Source organism: Cellulosimicrobium sp. AB352, from assembly GCF_049538415.1.
GTDB lineage: Bacteria > Actinomycetota > Actinomycetes > Actinomycetales > Cellulomonadaceae > Cellulosimicrobium > Cellulosimicrobium funkei.
Genome location: NZ_JBMVFX010000018.1, coordinates 68,301 through 85,647, shown reverse-complemented (window position 1 = coordinate 85,647; position 17,347 = coordinate 68,301). Strand labels below are relative to the sequence as shown.

Genomic DNA, 17,347 nt, shown 5'->3' with positions numbered 1-17,347 from the left:
GCCGTCAGCCGCAGGTGGTCGCGGCGTACGGCGCGACGACCTCCGTGCTGACCTGCTCGCCGTCGACCGTCGCCGTGGCGGTGACGGTCGCCTCGCCCGCCTCGGCGGACGGGGCGCGCACCGCGAACGACTGGTACGCGTTCGCCCCCGGGGCCACGGCGGTGACCGCCTTGGTCCCGAACGGCGTGGCGAGCGTGACGTCCACGGGGACGTCCTCGCCGTTCGTCGCGCGCACGGCCACGTAGGCCTTGCCCGCGAGGCAGCGGGTCTCGGCCGTGACGGTCACGTCGAGCGTCGGCTCCTCGCCGTCGTCGCCGGCGTAGACCTGGGCGACCTCGGCGTCGGACAGCGCGCGGTCGAAGACGCGGACGTCGTCGATCGTGCCCGGCCAGTAGTCGACCGGGTTGCCGCTCCACTGCCCGCGCCCGATCGTCAGCGGACCGGACGGCGTGGTGCCGCCGCACACGTCGGACTGGCCGACGAGCTCGCCGTTGACGTAGAGCTTGAGCTTCTGGTCGGCCGCGTCGCGGACGCCCACGACGTGGTACCAGTCGCCCAGCACGGGCTGCACGACGTACTCCGCCCGCGGCTCCCCCTCGTAGGAGAAGGCCCACCGGCCACCGCCGCCGTACTGGAGGTAGAACGCGCTCGAACCCGTGACCGAGTCCTGGCCGACGATCGTCGACCACGCACCGCCGGGCGTCTTGTCGAGCTGCGCCCACGCCGAGATCGTGTACGAGCCGGTCGTGTCGACGACGGGCCCCTCGGTCGTGAACGACTGGTTCGTGCCGTTCAGCCTGATCGCGGACCCGCTGTCGCCGTGACCGGCGACCCACGTGCCGGTGCCCGACGCCGCGTGGTCGCCCACGCCGTCGGCCGCCGTCGTGCCCTGGCCCTCGTCGAACGACCAGCGGCCCGTGCCGGTCAGCCCCGGTGTGCCCGGGTCGACGGGCGCGGAGCCCTGCACCGCCGCCGCGACGACCCGCTGGTTGACGTCCTTGACGCGCGCGGCGTCCATCTTGAGGACGCGCCGGTCGTACGTGTAAAAGCCGTTCAGCTCGTTCTCGACGTCGGAGATCTCCGTGTACACCGAGCCGGACAGGTAGCACTGCGCGGGCCGCACGAGCTTCTCCGTGTTCTGCACGTACGCGTCCGTGAGGGCCTCGCTGTTCGCGACGCCCCCGTACGGGTTGGCGGACACGCCCGGCCACATGTGGCCCGGGACGCTCATCGAGAAGCCGCCGTGCTCGCCGTCGATCGCGGCGCGCGTGGCGTCCGGCTTCGGCAGGGCCGGGCCGGTGTACTGGTGCCAGTCGATGATGTCGCCCGTCTTGGAGTCACCCTTGGAGGCGCAGCAGTTGTAGCCGGAGTGCGTGTTGAGGATCCGGCTCGGGTCGTAGGCGTCGATCGTGTTCCCGATCCGCGCCGTGTCGGCGAGGTTCCACTCGCCCCAGCCCTCGTTGAACGTCACCCAGCCGACGATCGACGGCACCGAGCGGTGCTGGTCGATGATCGTCTTCATCTCCTGCTCCCAGAAGACGCGCGACGCCGGGTCCGTGTCGCCGTTGTTGAACCACCCGCTCGGGATGTCCTGCCAGACCATGAGGCCCAGCGTGTCGGCGTGGTGGTACCAGCGGGCCGGCTCCACCTTGATGTGCTTGCGCACCGTGTTGAAGCCCAGGTCCTTGTGCGCCTGGAGGTCGAACACGTACGCCTCGTCGGACGCGGGCGTGTAGATGCCGTCCGGCCAGTAGCCCTGGTCGAGCGTCGACATGAGGAAGGTCCTCTCGCCGTTCAGCAGGATGCGCTGGACGCCGTCCACCTCGGAGACCTCGATCGAGCGCATGCCCGCGTACGACGCCACGGTGTCGGTCGAGTCCCCGTCGGTGAGCGTGACGTCGACGTCGTAGAGGTACGGGTCGTCGGGCGACCACAGGTGCGCGTCCGGGATCTCGACCGCGAGCAGCTCGTTCGCGGCGCCGGTCGAGGTGCCGACCTCGGTGCCGTCCGCGTCCCGCACGACGGCGGTCACCTCGGCGTCGTCGGACGCGGCGGCCGACTGCGCGGTCACCGCGAGCACGCCCGCCTCGACGTCGGGCGTCGTGACGACGGCGTCGATCGCCGCCGCGGGGACGGGCTCCATCCACACCGTCTGCCAGATGCCCGACGTCGGGGTGTAGAAGATGCCGCCCGGGTTGAGCGTCTGCTTGCCGACGGCCTGGTTGCTGCCGTCCGTCGTGTCGACGACGCGCACGACGAGCTCCTGCTCCGCGCCCGCGACGAGCGCGTCGGTGACGTCGAACGAGAACGCGTCGTAGCCGCCGCGGTGCGTGCCGACCTCCTGGCCGTTCACGTACGCCGTCGCGACGTAGTCGACCGCGCCGAAGTTCAGGCGCAGCCGGTTGTCGCTCCCGACCGCCCAGTCCTGCGGCACCTCGAACGTGCGGCGGTAGAACATGTCGTCCTCACGCCGCTCGATGCCCGACAGCGCGGACTCGACCGCGTACGGGACGACGATCTCCTCGGCGAGGTCGCGGCCGCTCGGCACGGCGTCGTCGGACTCCGCCGCCTCGAACTGCCACACGCCGTTGAGGTTCTGCCACGCGTCGCGCGTGAGCTGGGGACGCGGGTACTCCGGCAGCGGGTTCGTCGGGTCGAAGTCGTCGGCCCACGGGGTCTGGATCCGGAACTCGGAGCCGTTGGTGACCGGCAGGTTGAGCGGGCCGACCTTCTCCCCGCCGACCGTCAGGTCGCCCTCGCCGTCGTAGACGAGGCGCGCGGTCGACGCACGGTCGACGGGCTCGGCGAGCGTGATGCCCAGGACGTCGCCCTGCGCCGCGACCTGCGCGACGGGCCACGCGAGCTGGTCCACCTGCACCTTGAGGTGGTCGACGAGGCTCTCGTCGACGCCGCCCGCGGCGCCCTCGAACGCCACGTTGAGGCTCGTGCCGTCGCTCTCGAGCGCGGCCTGCGCGGGGAAGACGACGAAGTCGTCGGGGTACGTGAAGGCGTCGGTCGGCACGATCTCACGTTGCTGCGAGGGGCTCTGCCACCGCAACCGGAGGTGCGACCCGCCGGTGTTCTGGAACATCTCCATGCGGAACGCGTACTCCTGGCCCGCCTGGAGCTGCACCGGCGCGGACGTCTGCTCGACGTCCCAGTCGTCGACCCAGTGGTCGATGACGAGCCGGTCGTCGATCCACAGCCGGAACCCGTTGTCGCCGATCGCGGAGAACGTGTACGCCTCGCTGTAGTCGGGCGTGATCTGCCCCGTCCAGCGCGCGGACGTGCGCTCGCCGCGGCCGGTGAGCTCGGCGAACGTCGGGACCAGGTTGGGGAACTCGATCCGCTGGTCGGGGATCGTGGCCTTGAGGTCGGTGAGCGGCCAGCCGGGGCCGCCGGACAGGAAGTACTCGCCCTTGAGCCCGTTGTCGAGGGCGAGGTCCTGGGCCGCGACGTCCTGCGTGGCCTCGTCGGTCGGGGCCGACGGCGTCGCGGTCGCCCCCGCCGCCGTCGCCACGGCCAGGGGCACCGTGAGCGCGGCGGCCAGTGCCGCCGCCAGGATCCTCGCCGGTCTGCCCCGTGGGGGTGCTACCGCTGTCATGGACTGCATCCGTGCTTCCTCCTCGTCGAGTGAATCCAGGGACTGCACGACGCGGCGGCGAACCGGGCACCGATGCTCCGGCGGTCGCCGTCCTTGGCGCACCGCACAACGTCTCACCAGAATCAAACAACTTCCACCAGAAAAAGACAACAGGTCACACCGCGGAACACCAGATCGGGGTCGCGGGGGCAGGCGCCGCGCCGCCGCGTCGGCGCGTGCGCGAGAGGTCGGGGCGGTGCGCGACCGCCTCGGGCGCGAGGGTCGGCAGCCCGCTGACGCCGCAAGTGTGGGAGGTTGGGAGCCGACAGAGTTCCCGCGTCGGCCGGCCTCCACAGAAACAGGCACTCGCATGGCTCACGAGAGCACCCCGGCCGCACATCCCACCGACCCGCTGCACGGGGGCCTGCACGCCACGGCCGACACGTGGGAGCTCTGGGGCGAGGTCGACTACGCCGTCGTCCAGGCCGCGAAGCACCGCCTGGGCACGACCGGTGGACCACTGCACATCGACGCCTCGCGAGTCACGTTCCTGGACTCCGCCGGCGTCGGCCTCCTCCTGATCGCCGCCGGCGCGCCCGCCCCGCCGACGATCCTGGGCTGCAGCGACTACGTCCGAGACGCTCTCGCGCTCGCCGGAGCGACCGACCTGTTCCTGTGGAGCACCGCGCCCTGAGCGCCGGCCGCTCCGCGGGCCTGTCCGGGCTGCGCCGGCAGCGCCCCGTCAGCGGTGGATGAGCGACGTCCAGTCGGGCGGTACGCGGTCGGCAGGGCCGGGCGACCCCTGCTCGGGCGGCCGGGACAGCGGCGCGGCGAGGTGCGGGCCCTCGAGCACCTGCTCGGTCTCGAAGTCCCAGTACCATTCCTCACCCGGCTCGAACGAGCGCATGAGCCGGTGGCCGGTCTCGTCGTAGTGCGCGGTCGCGTGCTGCGCGGGCGACGTGTCGCAGCAGCCGACGTGCCCGCACGTCGCGCACCGGCGCAGGTGCACCCACCAGCCGCCGGCCTCGTCGCACTCGGCGCACCCGGTGCCGCTCGGCGGCACCTCGACACGTACCGCGGTGGCGAGGGCGGCCGCGAGCGCAGGGTCGTCGAGACCCTCGCCGTTGACGTTCGGCGCGCGGTCCGTCGTCACCGCGCCCCCGCCCCGGCGGCCCGGACGACCGGCGCCCACGCCTCGGGGTCGAGAGCGGGCGCGGGTTCTGCCGCAGCCCAGGCGCGGCAGTCGTCGATCGTCGCGGACAGCAGCGCGCGCAGGCGCTCGTCCGGGTCGCTCACGCACGCCTCGGCGATGCCCTGCACCGCCGCGGAGATGATGCTCGGTGCGGCGTCGCGCACGAACCGCGTGGGCCGCAGTCGCGCGCCCTCGCAGAACCGCTGCGCCCACCGCGCGGTGCGCGGGCAGCTCGCGAGCGCGTCGGCCGACTCGGCGCTCAGCGTGCCCGCGGGGCGGTCGTCGAGGACGTCGAGCATCTTCTCGGCACCGATGATCGCCACCGCGAGCGTCTGCTGCCGGTCCGCCGGGGCGATCGGCAGCGCCGTCACGGCGGCGCGCAGCGCGATGCGCACGTCCCAGTGCGGGTCGTCGCTCGTCAGCCCGATGACGGACGGGATGAGCGGCGCGAGCCTGGGGCGCTCCGGGTCGACCGTGAGGTCGTTCACGGCGCGCGCGAGCATCGCGAGCAGCGGATGGGTGCACCGTGGATGGTCGCTCCAGCGCTCTCCCGCGAGATACGACGCGAGCTCCATGAAGCACGCACCCTTCTTCGGGTTGCGGTGCTTGCCACGGCCCAGCATCGGCAGCATGTCGTAGGTGTCGGTCACGAGGTCACCCCCACAGCGGGTCCGGTCCTGCGTCCAGTCTGCGCCGGGGTCCTCCTGTTGGCAACGGGAGGAGTGACGCGGGTCACGTTCGTCGCTCGGTCCGGCCGTCCTCCTCCCGCGTGCGCCTGCCGGACCTCCGTCAGGGCAGTCAGAGCGCGTGCAGCTCCGGGACACGCCACGTGCCGTCGAGGACTTCCGCGCGAGGGCGGTAGAGGCGGACGAGGAAGTTCCACCGCTCCGGGACCGGGATCGTGTTCGGCGCGTCTCCCACCTCGGTGCGCGGGGCGAATCGCACCGTGACCCCGCCGTCCGGGTCGGGCACGGCCGTGACGCTGTTGACGCTGTAGACGCCCTCGGGGTTCGGCTCGAAGAAGCCCTTCTCGTCGTAGACCGAGACCGACCAGAACGCGTCGACCGGGACGTCGCGCAGCGTGAGCGCGTACCGGCCGGGCGGCACGCCCGGGTCGACACCGACGTACGACGCCTCCGTCGTGGGCAGCCCGCCCCAGCCCGCCGCGGTCCCCACCAGGTGCCGCACCGGGTCGACCTGCTCCCGGGTGCCGAACATGCCGTCGAACCTGCGCAGGCCCGCGGCGAGCGCGAGCAGCGCGTCCCGGGTCGCGTCCATGCTCACCGCGTCGTAGTCGGGAGACACGAACGGATCCGCCGAGCCGGCACGCAGCACGACGCCGTCCTGCACCGCGGCGACGGCCTCGAGGTCGGCCGGGTCGGCGGGGTCCACGAGCGTGCGGACCGCCACGACGGCGTAGCGCGTGCCCACGCCCGTCGCGTCGAGACGATGCTCGCCCGGGGCGTGCAGGACGTCCGCCACGAAGTGGTCGTTGTCGACGACCATCGCTGACAGGTAACGGTCCCCGGCGTCGGGCAGAGTCAGTGCGGCACCGGCGGACAGGTCCACGACGGCGAAGCTGTAGAGCGTGTCCCGGTTCAGACGCACGACCGTCTGCCGGTCCACGGGCGCAGGCTCCCGGTTGTGGAAGAACTGGTTGACCCCGCCCGCGTCCCGCTGCAGCGCGGCGAACATCCTGTCGGTCTCGGCGCGCACGAAGTTGTCGGCGTCGACGTGCTCGGTCATCGCTGTCCTCCCTGGTCTGTCCGCCCCGGCGGACCACGCTGGTTCGCCCACCCAAGCACCTGTCCCCCCGACGAGCGAGCGCAGCGTGGGGCCCCCGGCGTCGGCCGCCTCGGGACCGGTGCCTTAGGCGCCGGGGACCACCTCAGACCTCTCGACACCCGGATCCTCGTGCGCCTAAGGCACCCCCGGACGAACGGTGCGCGGTCGACCGATGCGACGGCCCGGTGCTCAGGACGACTGTGAGTGTCGGACAGGCAGGGAGCCTGGGAGACGGGGACGACCATGAGCACGCACATCGATCCGACGTTCGACGCGGACCTGGAGTACCGCGCGGAGCGTCTGCGGGCGGACCTGCGGCACAACGAGCCCGCGCTGCTGCACTGGTGGCGCGGCCGTCGTCGTCGCCACGACCACCCGGCGCGGTGACCGCGCCGCCCGACGCCGCCGACGAGGCACCTCTCGCCGGCGGCGTCGTCGTGTCCGGCGAGGAGTCCCGACCGGCCGGGGGCGGCCAATCGGCTGGTCACGTGTCGGTGCCCGCTGCGAGGATGGGGACCGTGCCCCGACCCTCCACGCGCGCGCCCTTCGTGGCCCGCGCGGCCGAGCTCGACGTGCTCGCCGCGGCGGTCGAGCGCGCGCGCCGCGGCGAGCCGGGCGTGGTGCTCGTCGGTGCCGACGCGGGGGTGGGCAAGACGCGCCTCCTCACGCGCGCGGCGGAGCTCGCGGCCGGGACGGGCGCCACGGTGGTATGGAGCCACTGCGTCGACCTCGGCGAGGTCGGCCTCCCCTACCTCCCCTTCTCCGAGGCGCTCACGACCCTGCGCGCCCAGCACCCCGCCGTCGACGAGACGGTCGCGGCCCGTCCCGCGCTCGCACGCCTGCTCGACGCCGGCACCCCGGCCGACGACGAGCAGAGCCAGGGCGAGCGCCTCCAGCTCTTCGAGAGCGTCGCCGCCGCGATCGCGGCGTCCGGGACGCCCGAGGCGCCGCTCGTGCTCGTCGTCGAGGACCTGCACTGGGCGGACCCGTCGAGCCGCGACGTCCTGCGCTTCGTCGTCGCACGCCTGCGCGCGGAGCACGTCCTCGTCGTCGCGAGCTACCGCGCGGACGACCTGCACCGCCGCCACCCCCTGCGCCCGGTGCTCGCGGAGCTGCTGCGCCACCCGCGCGTCGAGCACGTGCAGCTCTCGCCTTTCACCGAGCGCGAGCTGCGGGAGTTCACGACGGCGCTCGCCGGCAGCCCGCTGCCGCCCGCCGCGTTCGAGTCCGTGCGCACGCGCTCCGAGGGGAACGCCTACTTCGCGGAGGAGCTCGTCGAGTCGGGCCTGGGCGACGAGCTGCCGTGGTCGCTCGCGGACGTGCTGCGCGCCCGTCTGGAGGGGCTCGACCCGGCCGTCCAGCACCTCGTGCGCGTCGCGTCGGTCTCGGGACGTCAGGTGAGCGAGCCGCTCCTGCGGGCCGCGCTGGCGCGGGACACCGACGCGGGCGAGCCCGCGGACCGCTCGTCCGGGCGTCCGTTCGACGCCGCGCTGCGCGAGGCCATCGCGCACCACGTCCTCGCGGTCGAGGGCGACGGCGCGCGCGACACGGTCGTGTTCCGGCACGCGCTGCTCGCCGAGGCGGTCGCGTCCGACCTGCTCCCGGGCGAGCGCGTCGGCGTGCACCGCGCGTACCTCGCGGCGCTCGACGACGACCCGGCGCTCGGCTCCCCCGCCCTGCGGGCCCACCACGCGCTCGCCGCGCACGACCTCCCGGCCGCGCTCACCGCGTCGCGCGCCGCGGCGCGCAAGGCGGCGCGCGTGCTCGCGCCCGCGGAGGAGCTCCGGCACCTCGAGCAGGTGCTCGCGCTGTGGCAGGCCGTGCCCGACGCCGCGACCCTCCTCGGCGAGGACCGCGTCACCGTCGCGCTCGCCGCCGCCGGGGCCGCGAGCCGCGCGGGCGAGCCGGACCGCGCGGTGGCGCTGGCGCGGCGCGTCGTCGAGGGCACCGCCGACGACCCGATGCGGCAGGCGTCGCTGCGGCACGTGCTGTCCCGGTACCTGCTCGGCACGGAGGAGGTCGAGGAGACCCTCGCGCACACCGAGGCGGCGCTCGCCGTCCTGCCCGTCGAGCCGCCGTCGCTCGACCGCGCGTGGACGCTGGCCATGCGGGCGCGCGCCGCGATGAACGCCGACCTCGACGAGCTCGCCGCCGAGGTCGCGGCCGAGGCGATCGACGTCGCGCACCGCCTCGACGCGCCCGACGTGGAGGCCGACGTGCTGACCACGATGGCGATCCTCGAGGTCGCCGACGACGACCGCGCCGCGGTGCTGCTCGCCCAGGCGCGCGAGCGCGCGGTCGAGGCGGGCGACATCCTCACCGAGCTGCGCTGCTGGTACAACATCGCCGCGAACCGCTACTACGCGGGCCGCATCGACGAGGCCCTCCAGGTCACGGAGGACGGCCTCGACCGCGCGCGGGCGACCGGCCTCGGGTGGAGCGCGTACGGCGTCGAGCTGCGCCTGTTCCGCGACCTCGTCCGGTACGTGCTCGGCGACCTCACCCCCACGGACACCGCGGGCGAGACCATGCCCGAGGGCTCCGCGCCGCAGCTCTCGTGCGTCCAGCTCTACGCCGCCGTCGCGCGCGGCGACGCGGACGCGATCGCGCGGGGCACCGCGCTGCGGCGCGACTGGTTCCGGGACGGGCAGATCGCGCTCATCTCGGGCGGGTGCTCGATCGACGCCCTCACGTGGGCCGGGCGTCGCGACGAGGCGGTGGCGCTCGCCGTCGAGCTCGTCGACCACCTGGGCCGCACGTGGAGCGACTACTTCCTGGGTCGCATCTGGATCTCCGCCCTCGCGCTCGCCGCCCTCGCCGACGCCGCGGACGCCGCCCGCCTCCAGGGCGCGGCCGGGGCCGCCACGGTCCGCGAGCTCGTCGCCCGCGGGGCCGAGCTGCTCGACGCCGCCCGCACGACCGCCGAGCGCGGCCGTCCCCGCGGGGGGCGGCTCGGGCCGGAGGGCCGCGCGTGGCTCGCGCGCGCGGCGGCGGAGCACTCCCGCCTCACCGGCACGGACGACCCCGCGCTGTGGGAGGAGACGACGCGCCTCTTCGACTACGGCTACCGGTACGAGGTCGCGCGGTCCCGGTTCCGGTGGGCCCAGGCGCTGCTCGGGGCGGGCGACCGCAACGCCGCCGAGATCGAGGCGGCGCAGGCGCTCGAGGAGGCCGAGGCCATGGGCGCCGCGCCGCTCGCCGAGGCGGTCCGCGCGCTCGGGCGGCGCGGTCGCCTCGACCTGCCCGGCGTCCGCCGGTCCACGACGGCCGTCCTCACCGAGCGCGAGGAGGAGGTCCTGCTGCTCGTCGCGCAGGGCCTGACCAACCGGCAGATCGGCGAGCGCCTGTTCATCTCCGGGAAGACCGTGAGCGTGCACGTGTCGAACGTCCTCGCCAAGCTCGGGGCGTCGGGGCGCGCCGAGGCCGTCTCGCTCGCGCACCAGCGCGGGCTGCTCGAGGTCTGACGCGTGGACCCGTCACCCGGGGCGCTCGTGCTCGTGCGGCACGGGCAGAGCACGTTCAACGCGGGCGACCGCTTCACCGGGCTGCTCGACGTGCCGCTCTCCGACGTCGGGGTCGCCGAGGCACGCCGCGCGGCGCGGCTCCTCGCGGACGCCGTCGCGCGCGAGCCCGCGCTCGCCCCGCGGCGCGTCGTGACCTCGCCGCTCGTGCGCGCGTCCGCGACGGCCGCCGTCGTGGCCGAGGCCCTGCCCGGGCCGCCGCCGCTCGCGGTCGAGTGGCTGCTCGTCGAGCGTCACTACGGCGCGTTCACCGACAAGCTGCGCGACGTCGTCCGCCGCGACTACGGCGAGGCCGCCTACTGGCGCTACCGCCGGTCGTACCTGCACCGGCCGCCGCCGCTCGCCGACGACGACCCGGCGCGCGCCCTCGTCGACGACACGCTCCTGCGCCTGCCCGACGCCGCGCGCGCCACCCTGCGGCCGGACGCCGAGTCCCTCGCGGACGTCGTCGAGCGCCTGCGCCCCTTCTGGGCCGCCACCCGCGCGCGGCTCCTGCACGGCGAGACGGTGCTCGTCGTCGGGCACGGCAACTCGCTGCGCGCCCTGTCCGTGCTCGTCGACGACCTCACGCCCGAGGAGGTCCAGGACCTCGACGTGCCCACCGGGCACCCGCTCGTCCACCGCTTCACGACCGGCCCCGACGCCGCGCTCGTCCCCGAGGTCCGCGGCGGCACCTACCTCGACGCGCAGGGCGCCGAGCACGCGGTCACGGACCTCCGGGCCCGCGGAGGCACCTGACGGGTCCACGTCCACCGCGGCGCACCGGCCGGGAGCGTGCCCGCGCCCGCGCGCCGATCACGGTCCCGCCGCGCGCTCGGCGGCCTGCTCCGCGGAGCGCGCCGACGAGACCAGAGACACGTCGAGGTGGCACTGTCGCCAGGCGTCCCCGTCCACGCCACCCGGGTCGATGTCCCAGTGGCTCGGCAGCACGTCCGGCTCGGCCTCCCGCGCGGCGAGACAGGCGCGGAGCGCGGTCTCTGGCTCGTCCCGAGGCCCGGGCACGAGCGGGAGGAGGCGGTCGAGGACCGACCGGTCGAGGACGGAGGGCGGCGTCTCGACAGGCGCGACCTCCCGTGTCCGCGGGTCGTACGAGGACCGGCAGCCCGGGTCCCGGTCCGGGTCGCTCAGCGGCTCGCCGCAGGTCACCAGCGTGTAGTTGTTGCCGTCCGAGTACGTCGTGGAGGACAGGACGCCGCGGACGTCCGTCACCCGTCCCGCCTCCGGCCCGAGGAGCGCGGCGTTGAGGAACAGCCCGCCCGCCCAGGCGTCGGGGAGCCGGAACGTCGGGCCGGTGCCGCCCGGTGCCTCCCCGGCCACGGCTACCCACGTCTGATGGCGGTCGCGCTCCCACGACGGGTCCGACCCGGCCGAGGTGCTGGACGACTGCACGCTCAGCACGAGCCCGTCCTCCCCGCCGGCGCGCTGGAGCAGCACCAGGTGCTCGAAGCCGTCGTGCACGAGGGTCCCTGCGTCGTCGCCCCGGCGCAGGGCGGCGAGGTCGTCGTCGTCGCCCGCGAGAACACGCAGGCCGCGCGGGTTCTCGCTGGCCGCCGGTACCGGGTCGTACTCGACGAGGAACCGCTCGCCGTCGCGCCACGCGCCGAGGCCGAGGTCGAGGACGTACGTGCCGTCGTCGCGCAGGTACGTCGCGGGCTCGGCGACGGCGACGACGCCGGGCGCGACGTCGACCGTGGTCGGCTCGGCGACGAGCACCTCGTAGCCCGGGGAGCCGGTGACGACTTCGCGCGCGAGCTCGCGCACGCCGCCGGGGCCGCCCGCCGTGACGACGCCCGTCCCGACGAGCCCCAGCGCGACGACGCCCGCGACCCCCGCGAGGGACCGACGCCGCTGCCGGCTCGACCGCAGGACCACGTCGAGGTCGAGCGTGGAGGGCGGGACGGCGTCGTCGGCCGTGCGTCGCAGCCGCGCGAGGAAGTCGTCGTCGGGCGGGGCGGGGGTCGAACCGGTCTCGCGGCTCATCGGGCGGTCCTTCCGCTGGTCGTCGGGGCGCTCTCGTCGAGGGCGCCGAGGAGGGTGCGGAGCCGGGCGAGGCCGCGCGACGCCGTCGACTTCACGGTGCCGACGGGCATGCCGAGCTCGGCCGCGACCTCGTTCTCGCTGAGGTCGAGCAGGTGGCGCAGCACGACGACCCGCCGCTGCCGGACCGGGAGCGCGAGCAGCGCGCGCACGACGGCGTCCCGGTCGTCGACCGCGGCCGTGCCCGCTCCGCCGTCGCGCGCCACCGGACGGGCCGCTCGCTCGGCGGACGAGAGCTCGTCCGGCCCGGCGAGCACCTCGCGCCGGGTGCGGCGCCACGTGTCGATCCGCAGGTTCGCCAGGACGCGGCGCGCGTAGGCGAGCGGGTCGCGCTGCGCCGCGCGCGACCACGCGCGGTAGGTGCGCTCCAGGGCGTGCTGCGTGAGCTCCTCCGCGCGGTGCCGGTCCCCGCACAGGAGGTACGCCATGCGGTGCAGCGGGTCGCGGGCCTCACGCATGAACGCGGTGAACTCCTCGTCGCGCGTGCGGCGGGCGACCACGTCGACCTCGAGCAGCACCTCGGGCGGCCACCCGTCGTCAGGCCCGCGCTCCTCGTCCTCCCGCACCCCGTCCCCCTGCTCGAGCACGAGCTCGTACCGCCTCGGGCGGTCCCGCGCGCTCACCGTGCCGCCCCGCTCGGGGAGCGGCCGCCGTCGTGTCGTCGTCTCACGAGCGGAACACGCAGCACCCGCACGCGACGTTCCCTTCTGTCCGATTTCACCCCCGACGCCGCGCCGGGTGGGGCGGGTTGCGCTGTTTGACCAGGCTCGTCCCGGTGATACTGGACCATGACCGACGCCCAGGCGATCCACGAGCTCGTCCAGGCGGGGCTCGCCGAGCCGGCGTCGGACGAGTCGTTCGACCGCTTCGCGCGGCTCGTGCACCGGCAGCTCGGGGTGTCGTCGGCGCTCGTCACGCTGGTCCTCGACGACGAGGCGGTGCTGCCCGGCGCGCACGGTCTGCCCGAGCCGTACCAGTCGGCGCGCCGGACCCCGCGTAGCCACACGTTCTGCCAGTTCGTGGCGAACGAGGCGCGCCCGCTCGTGGTCGAGGACGCGCGCACCGTCCCGCACCTGGCCACGCTGCGGGCCGTCGACGACATCGGCGTGGTCGCCTACGCGGGCTTCCCGATCTTCGACCCGCAGGGCCGTGCGGTCGGGTCGCTGTGCGCGTTCGACCCGCGCCCCCGCACCTGGTCGGACGACGAGCTGGCGACGCTCGCGGACCTGGCGTCCGCGTGCACGTCCGAGCTCCGGCTGCGCCTGGCGCGGGCCCGCGCGAGGCGCATGCAGCGTGTCGCGCTCGCGGCGAACAAGCGGTCGCGCCTGCTCCTGGAGCTGTCCGAGTCGTTCGCCGCCGCGACGTCCGTCCGCGACGTCGCCGAGCGGCTGGCCGCCGTCGGGGCGGCCATCGGCGCGCGCTACGCCGGGCTCGCGCTGCTCGACGGCGGCGGAACCCGCCTCGAGTTCACGACGCTGGACCACCTGGAGCCGGGGGTCCCGGCGTCGTTCCGCCGCATGCGCGTGGACGCGGACCGCGCCGCGTCGACCGCGGCACGGACGCGCGAGCCCTTGTTCTTCCGTGACCACGTGCAGTACGGCGAGCGGTTCCCCGAGGCCGCGTCGCTCATCGCGCCCGACACGGTCGAGGCGCGCTCGTTCGTGCCCGTCCTCGCGGACGACCGCCTCCTGGGCGTCGTGGCGCTCGCATGGGACACGGTCCGCGAGTTCGACGACGACGCCGTAAAGACGGAGACGACGATCGCCTCGTACGTCGCGCACGCGGTCGAGCGCGTCCGGCTGCTCGAGGAGCGCCACCGCGTCGCGGCGACCCTCCAGGCCGCGATGCTCACCGAGCTGCCGCCGGTGCGGGGTGCGGAGCTCGCGGCGACGTACGCGTCCGCGACCCGCACGGACCAGGTCGGCGGCGACTGGTACGACGCGGTGGTGCTCGACGACGACGCGTGCGTGCTCATGATCGGCGACGTCACCGGGCACGACATGCGTGCCGCAGCGCAGATGGGACAGCTCCGGTCGATGCTGCGGACGTTCGCCTGGTGCCAGGACGAGCCGCCCGCCGTGCTGCTGCGGCTGCTCGACCGGGCGAACCGCGGGCTCGCGCTGCACTCCAGCGCGACGGCCGTCGTCGTGCGGCTCGACCGCACCCCGCAGGGGTTCGACCTCACGTGGTCGAACGCCGGGCACCCCCCACCGCTCGTGCTGCGCGCCGACGGGACGGTCGACCCGCTCGAGTCCGCGCCCGACCTCATGCTGGGGGTGCTGCCGAGCACGTCGCGGCACGACCACCGCACGCGCCTCGCGCCGGGCGACACGCTGCTCCTCTACACCGACGGCCTCGTCGAGCGCCGCGGCACGTCCTTCGCCGAGCGCCTCGCCGGCCTGCGGGCCGTCCTCGGCGAGCACGCGGGCACCGCGACGTCGGCCCTCCCGGACGCGCTCGTCCGCGGCCTGGTCGCCGACCAGCGGGACGACGTCGCGGTCCTCGCCCTGCGCGTGCGGCACACGGTCTCGCGGGCACCGGCGCCCGGGCGCCCGTCCGTGCTGACGCGGCCGGTCGAGCACACGTCGGCGGCGATCGGCCCCGCGCGGCGGTGGGTCGACGACGTGCTCGAGAGCTGCGACGTGTCGCCCGCGGTGCGCCGCGTCGCGATGCTCCTGACGAGCGAGATCCTCACGAACGCGGTGCAGCACGGGACGGCTCCGGTCCGGGCCGTGCTCGAGGTCGGGCACCGGGTGGTGCGGGTCGGCGTCGAGGACGGGTCGACCGCGCTGCCGAGGCTGCGCTCGCCGCGGCCGGAGGAGACGGGCGGCCGGGGCGTGCAGTTCCTCGAGCGGTGCGCGTCGCGCTGGGGCGTCGGCCTCCACGACGACGCGGCCGACGGCGGCGCGGCCGACGGCCACGCGGCCAAGACCGTGTGGTTCGAGCTCGACCTCGACGACTGAGCCGGACGGTCGTCCGGTGCCCCTGTGCGGTGTCGGAGGGCGGCGGTAGCGTGTGTGAGGTGGGCCACTCCCCCCGGGCACCGCGCGCGATCCCGTGACCCCTCGTGCACGTCGAGACGACCGAGTCCTGAGAGGCAGCACCATGACCGACCTCGCCACCCCTGCGACCCTGCGCGGCGACGCCACCGCGACCGCCACTGGCACCGCCCCTACGCCCGCCCCCGCCCCGCTGCCCGACCGCGAGCACCTGGACGCCGTCCTCGACGGCCACCGGCGCGAGCTCACGGGCTACTGCTACCGCATGCTCGGGTCGTCGTTCGAGGCCGACGACGCCGTGCAGGAGACGTTCCTGCGCGCGTGGCGGTCCTACGACCGCTTCGAGGGCCGCTCGGCCCTGCGCTCGTGGCTCTACCGCATCGCGACGAACGTGTGCTTCGACGCGCTCGGCGCGCGCAAGCGGCGCGAGCGCCCGATGGGCCTGGGCGGCCCGCAGGCCCCGGAGCTGGAGAACCTGGGCCAGGTGCTGCCGGAGGAGACGTGGGTCGAGCCCGTCCCCGACGACCGGGTGCTGCCGCACGACGGCGACCCGGCGCAGGTCGCGGTGGGGCGGGAGAGCATCCGCCTCGCGTTCGTCGCGGCCCTCCAGTTCCTGCCGCCGCGGCAGCGCGCGGTGCTGCTGCTGCGCGAGGTGCTGCGCTGGCAGGCGAGCGAGGTCGCGGAGCTCCTCGACACGACGGTGGCGTCGGTGAACAGCGCGCTCCAGCGCGCCCGCGCCACGCTCGCGGCGCGCGCGCACTGGGACAGCTCAGGGCTGGGCGACGAGACGGGATCCGCCGCGCCGGTCGCGGCGAACGCGGGCCTCGGCGACGAGGAGAAGCTCCTGCTCGAGCGCTACCTCGACGCGTTCGAGCGCTACGACATGGACGCGCTGGTCGCGATCCTGCACGAGGACGCGACGCTGTCGATGCCGCCGTACCCGCTGTGGATGCGCGGCCAGGCGGACATCGTCGCGTGGATGACGGGCCCGGGTCACGAGTGCGAGGGCTCGCGCATGGTCCCGGTCGCGGTCAACGGCACGTTCGGGTTCGGCCAGTACCGCCGCGCGGCGGGCGGCGGTCACGAGCCGTGGGCGCTCCAGGTCGTCGAGACGGAGGGCGGCCGCGTCACGGCCATCAACGCGTTCCTCGACACGGCCTCGTGGTTTCCGCTGTTCGGGCTCCCGGAGCGCCTGGACGACTGAGGTGCCGCGGGTCAGCCGAACGTCTCGAGGAGCGTGCTCCGCTCGGCGTCGGTGAGGTTCGTCGCGACGAGCGTGCCGTGGACCCCGTGGAACCGCTCGCCGACGCGGTCGAGGTCGCCGTCCTCGGTGACGACGAACAGCGCCGACGTCCCGGGCGTCACGCCCTCGCGGATGCGGTCGAGCTGGTCCTTGTCGATCCCCACGGCCTCCATCGCCTTCGTCGACGCGCCGATCGCCGCCCCGGCCGCGGCACCGAGCACGGGTACCAGGAACAGCGACCCGAGCAGCAGGCCCCAGAAGGCGCCCCAACCCGTGCCGCGCCACTCGTCCTGGTGGCCGTGGCGCGTCGTCGGCTTGGCCGCGCCCTCCGGCCACGACACGACGGCGGTGTCGACGATCTTGACGGCGTGCTCGGACGCCGAGTCGTGCAGGATCCGGGACGCCGCGTCCGCGCCCTCGGGGGAGTCGAACTTCCAGACGGTGAAGGTGGCCATCGCTCTCTCCGTTCTCTCAGCCGATCGGTCGCCGGCCCGCGCCCCGCACGTTCAGCGTGCGGCGCGCTCGGCCTCGTCGCCGTGCACGACGAGCGCCCACAGGACGAAGACGTCGAGCACGATGGTGACGAGCGACCACCACGGCGTGACCTGCAGGGTCGTGAACTGTGCGATCGCGTTGATGACGACGAGCACGATCGCGACCATGCGCGCCCAGCCCTTGCCGGACAGCAGCGCGAAGCCGGTGAGGACGAGCAGCACCCCGATGACGAGGTGGATCCAGCCCCACGTCGACACGTCGAGGACGACGATGCCCGCGTCGGAGACGCCGACGAGGCTGTTCGGGGAGAACACGGCGACCAGGCCGCTGATGGCGTTGAAGAAGCCGATCGTGACGAGCACGATGCCGGCGAACCAGACCCAGCCGACCCATGCCGTCACCTGTGACGAGCGTGCCATGCCATCCTCCTGAGAACCGTGGAGCCTCGACCGGACGAGCGTGCGGATCGATCGTGGCACCGGCCGCACGGTT

14 protein-coding genes are annotated in these 17,347 nt (G+C 74.7%); 6 read left to right on the top strand and 8 right to left on the bottom strand.

The window, feature by feature from the left end; genetic code table 11:
• Window positions 1-4: 4 nt before the first annotated feature.
• Window positions 5-3,520 (bottom strand): LamG-like jellyroll fold domain-containing protein, encoded by a 3,516-nt coding sequence (locus ACPCUX_RS13835; protein ID WP_423388992.1) that lies wholly within the window; start codon window positions 3,518-3,520, stop codon window positions 5-7.
• 433 nt (window positions 3,521-3,953) lie between these two features.
• Here ACPCUX_RS13835 and ACPCUX_RS13830 point away from each other — a divergent pair, with 433 nt between their 5' ends.
• A complete protein-coding gene (locus ACPCUX_RS13830; protein WP_034656206.1) occupies window positions 3,954-4,277 on the top strand; it encodes an STAS domain-containing protein in 324 nt (107 codons plus the stop codon).
• Window positions 4,278-4,325: 48 nt separating this feature from the next.
• Here the strand turns inward: ACPCUX_RS13830 and ACPCUX_RS13825 are convergent, their stop codons facing one another.
• The 3 genes from ACPCUX_RS13825 to ACPCUX_RS13815 form a co-directional block, all read right to left on the bottom strand.
• Window positions 4,326-4,646: a UBP-type zinc finger domain-containing protein gene (locus tag ACPCUX_RS13825; RefSeq protein ID WP_076404117.1), complete on the bottom strand. Its 321-nt coding sequence runs from the start codon at window positions 4,644-4,646 to the stop codon at window positions 4,326-4,328.
• 86 nt (window positions 4,647-4,732) lie between these two features.
• A complete protein-coding gene (locus ACPCUX_RS13820) occupies window positions 4,733-5,425 on the bottom strand; it encodes a hypothetical protein (RefSeq protein ID WP_021480893.1) in 693 nt (230 codons plus the stop codon).
• A gap of 148 nt (window positions 5,426-5,573) precedes the next feature.
• On the bottom strand, window positions 5,574-6,521 hold the full coding sequence (locus ACPCUX_RS13815; protein WP_034656204.1) for a DUF1214 domain-containing protein: 948 nt from the start codon (window positions 6,519-6,521) through the stop codon (window positions 5,574-5,576).
• Window positions 6,522-6,803: 282 nt separating this feature from the next.
• Between ACPCUX_RS13815 and ACPCUX_RS13810 the strand changes: the two genes are divergently transcribed.
• From ACPCUX_RS13810 to ACPCUX_RS13800, 3 genes are all read left to right on the top strand, one after another.
• Window positions 6,804-6,947: a hypothetical protein gene (locus ACPCUX_RS13810; protein WP_157446530.1), complete on the top strand. Its 144-nt coding sequence runs from the start codon at window positions 6,804-6,806 to the stop codon at window positions 6,945-6,947.
• 131 nt (window positions 6,948-7,078) lie between these two features.
• The gene (locus ACPCUX_RS13805) at window positions 7,079-10,024 is read left to right on the top strand and encodes a helix-turn-helix transcriptional regulator (RefSeq protein WP_277394946.1); all 2,946 of its coding nucleotides are present in this window, start codon (window positions 7,079-7,081) and stop codon (window positions 10,022-10,024) included.
• Window positions 10,025-10,027: 3 nt separating this feature from the next.
• Window positions 10,028-10,819, top strand: a complete 792-nt coding sequence (locus ACPCUX_RS13800; RefSeq protein ID WP_423388991.1) for a 2,3-bisphosphoglycerate-dependent phosphoglycerate mutase — start codon at window positions 10,028-10,030, stop codon at window positions 10,817-10,819.
• A gap of 57 nt (window positions 10,820-10,876) precedes the next feature.
• Here ACPCUX_RS13800 and ACPCUX_RS13795 read toward each other — a convergent pair whose 3' ends face one another.
• Window positions 10,877-12,061: a hypothetical protein gene (locus ACPCUX_RS13795; protein WP_423388990.1), complete on the bottom strand. Its 1,185-nt coding sequence runs from the start codon at window positions 12,059-12,061 to the stop codon at window positions 10,877-10,879.
• Window positions 12,058-12,741, bottom strand: a complete 684-nt coding sequence (locus ACPCUX_RS13790) for a SigE family RNA polymerase sigma factor (RefSeq protein WP_232322648.1) — start codon at window positions 12,739-12,741, stop codon at window positions 12,058-12,060. Before ACPCUX_RS13790 ends, ACPCUX_RS13795 begins: the two co-directional genes overlap by 4 nt.
• A 165-nt stretch (window positions 12,742-12,906) precedes the next feature.
• On the opposite strand from ACPCUX_RS13790, the gene ACPCUX_RS13785 reads away from it, so the two are divergent.
• The gene (locus ACPCUX_RS13785) at window positions 12,907-15,081 is read left to right on the top strand and encodes a SpoIIE family protein phosphatase (RefSeq protein ID WP_423388989.1); all 2,175 of its coding nucleotides are present in this window, start codon (window positions 12,907-12,909) and stop codon (window positions 15,079-15,081) included.
• Between the two features lie 142 nt (window positions 15,082-15,223).
• Window positions 15,224-16,321, top strand: coding sequence for a sigma-70 family RNA polymerase sigma factor (locus ACPCUX_RS13780; RefSeq protein ID WP_108048230.1), 1,098 nt, complete (start codon window positions 15,224-15,226; stop codon window positions 16,319-16,321).
• An 11-nt stretch (window positions 16,322-16,332) separates the two neighbouring features.
• Here ACPCUX_RS13780 and ACPCUX_RS13775 read toward each other — a convergent pair whose 3' ends face one another.
• Entirely contained in the window at window positions 16,333-16,815 is a 483-nt protein-coding gene (locus tag ACPCUX_RS13775) for a DUF1269 domain-containing protein (protein WP_034655964.1), read from the bottom strand.
• Window positions 16,816-16,866: 51 nt separating this feature from the next.
• Window positions 16,867-17,274, bottom strand: coding sequence for a DUF7144 family membrane protein (locus tag ACPCUX_RS13770; protein ID WP_051028277.1), 408 nt, complete (start codon window positions 17,272-17,274; stop codon window positions 16,867-16,869).
• Between the last annotated feature and the right edge of the window lie 73 nt (window positions 17,275-17,347).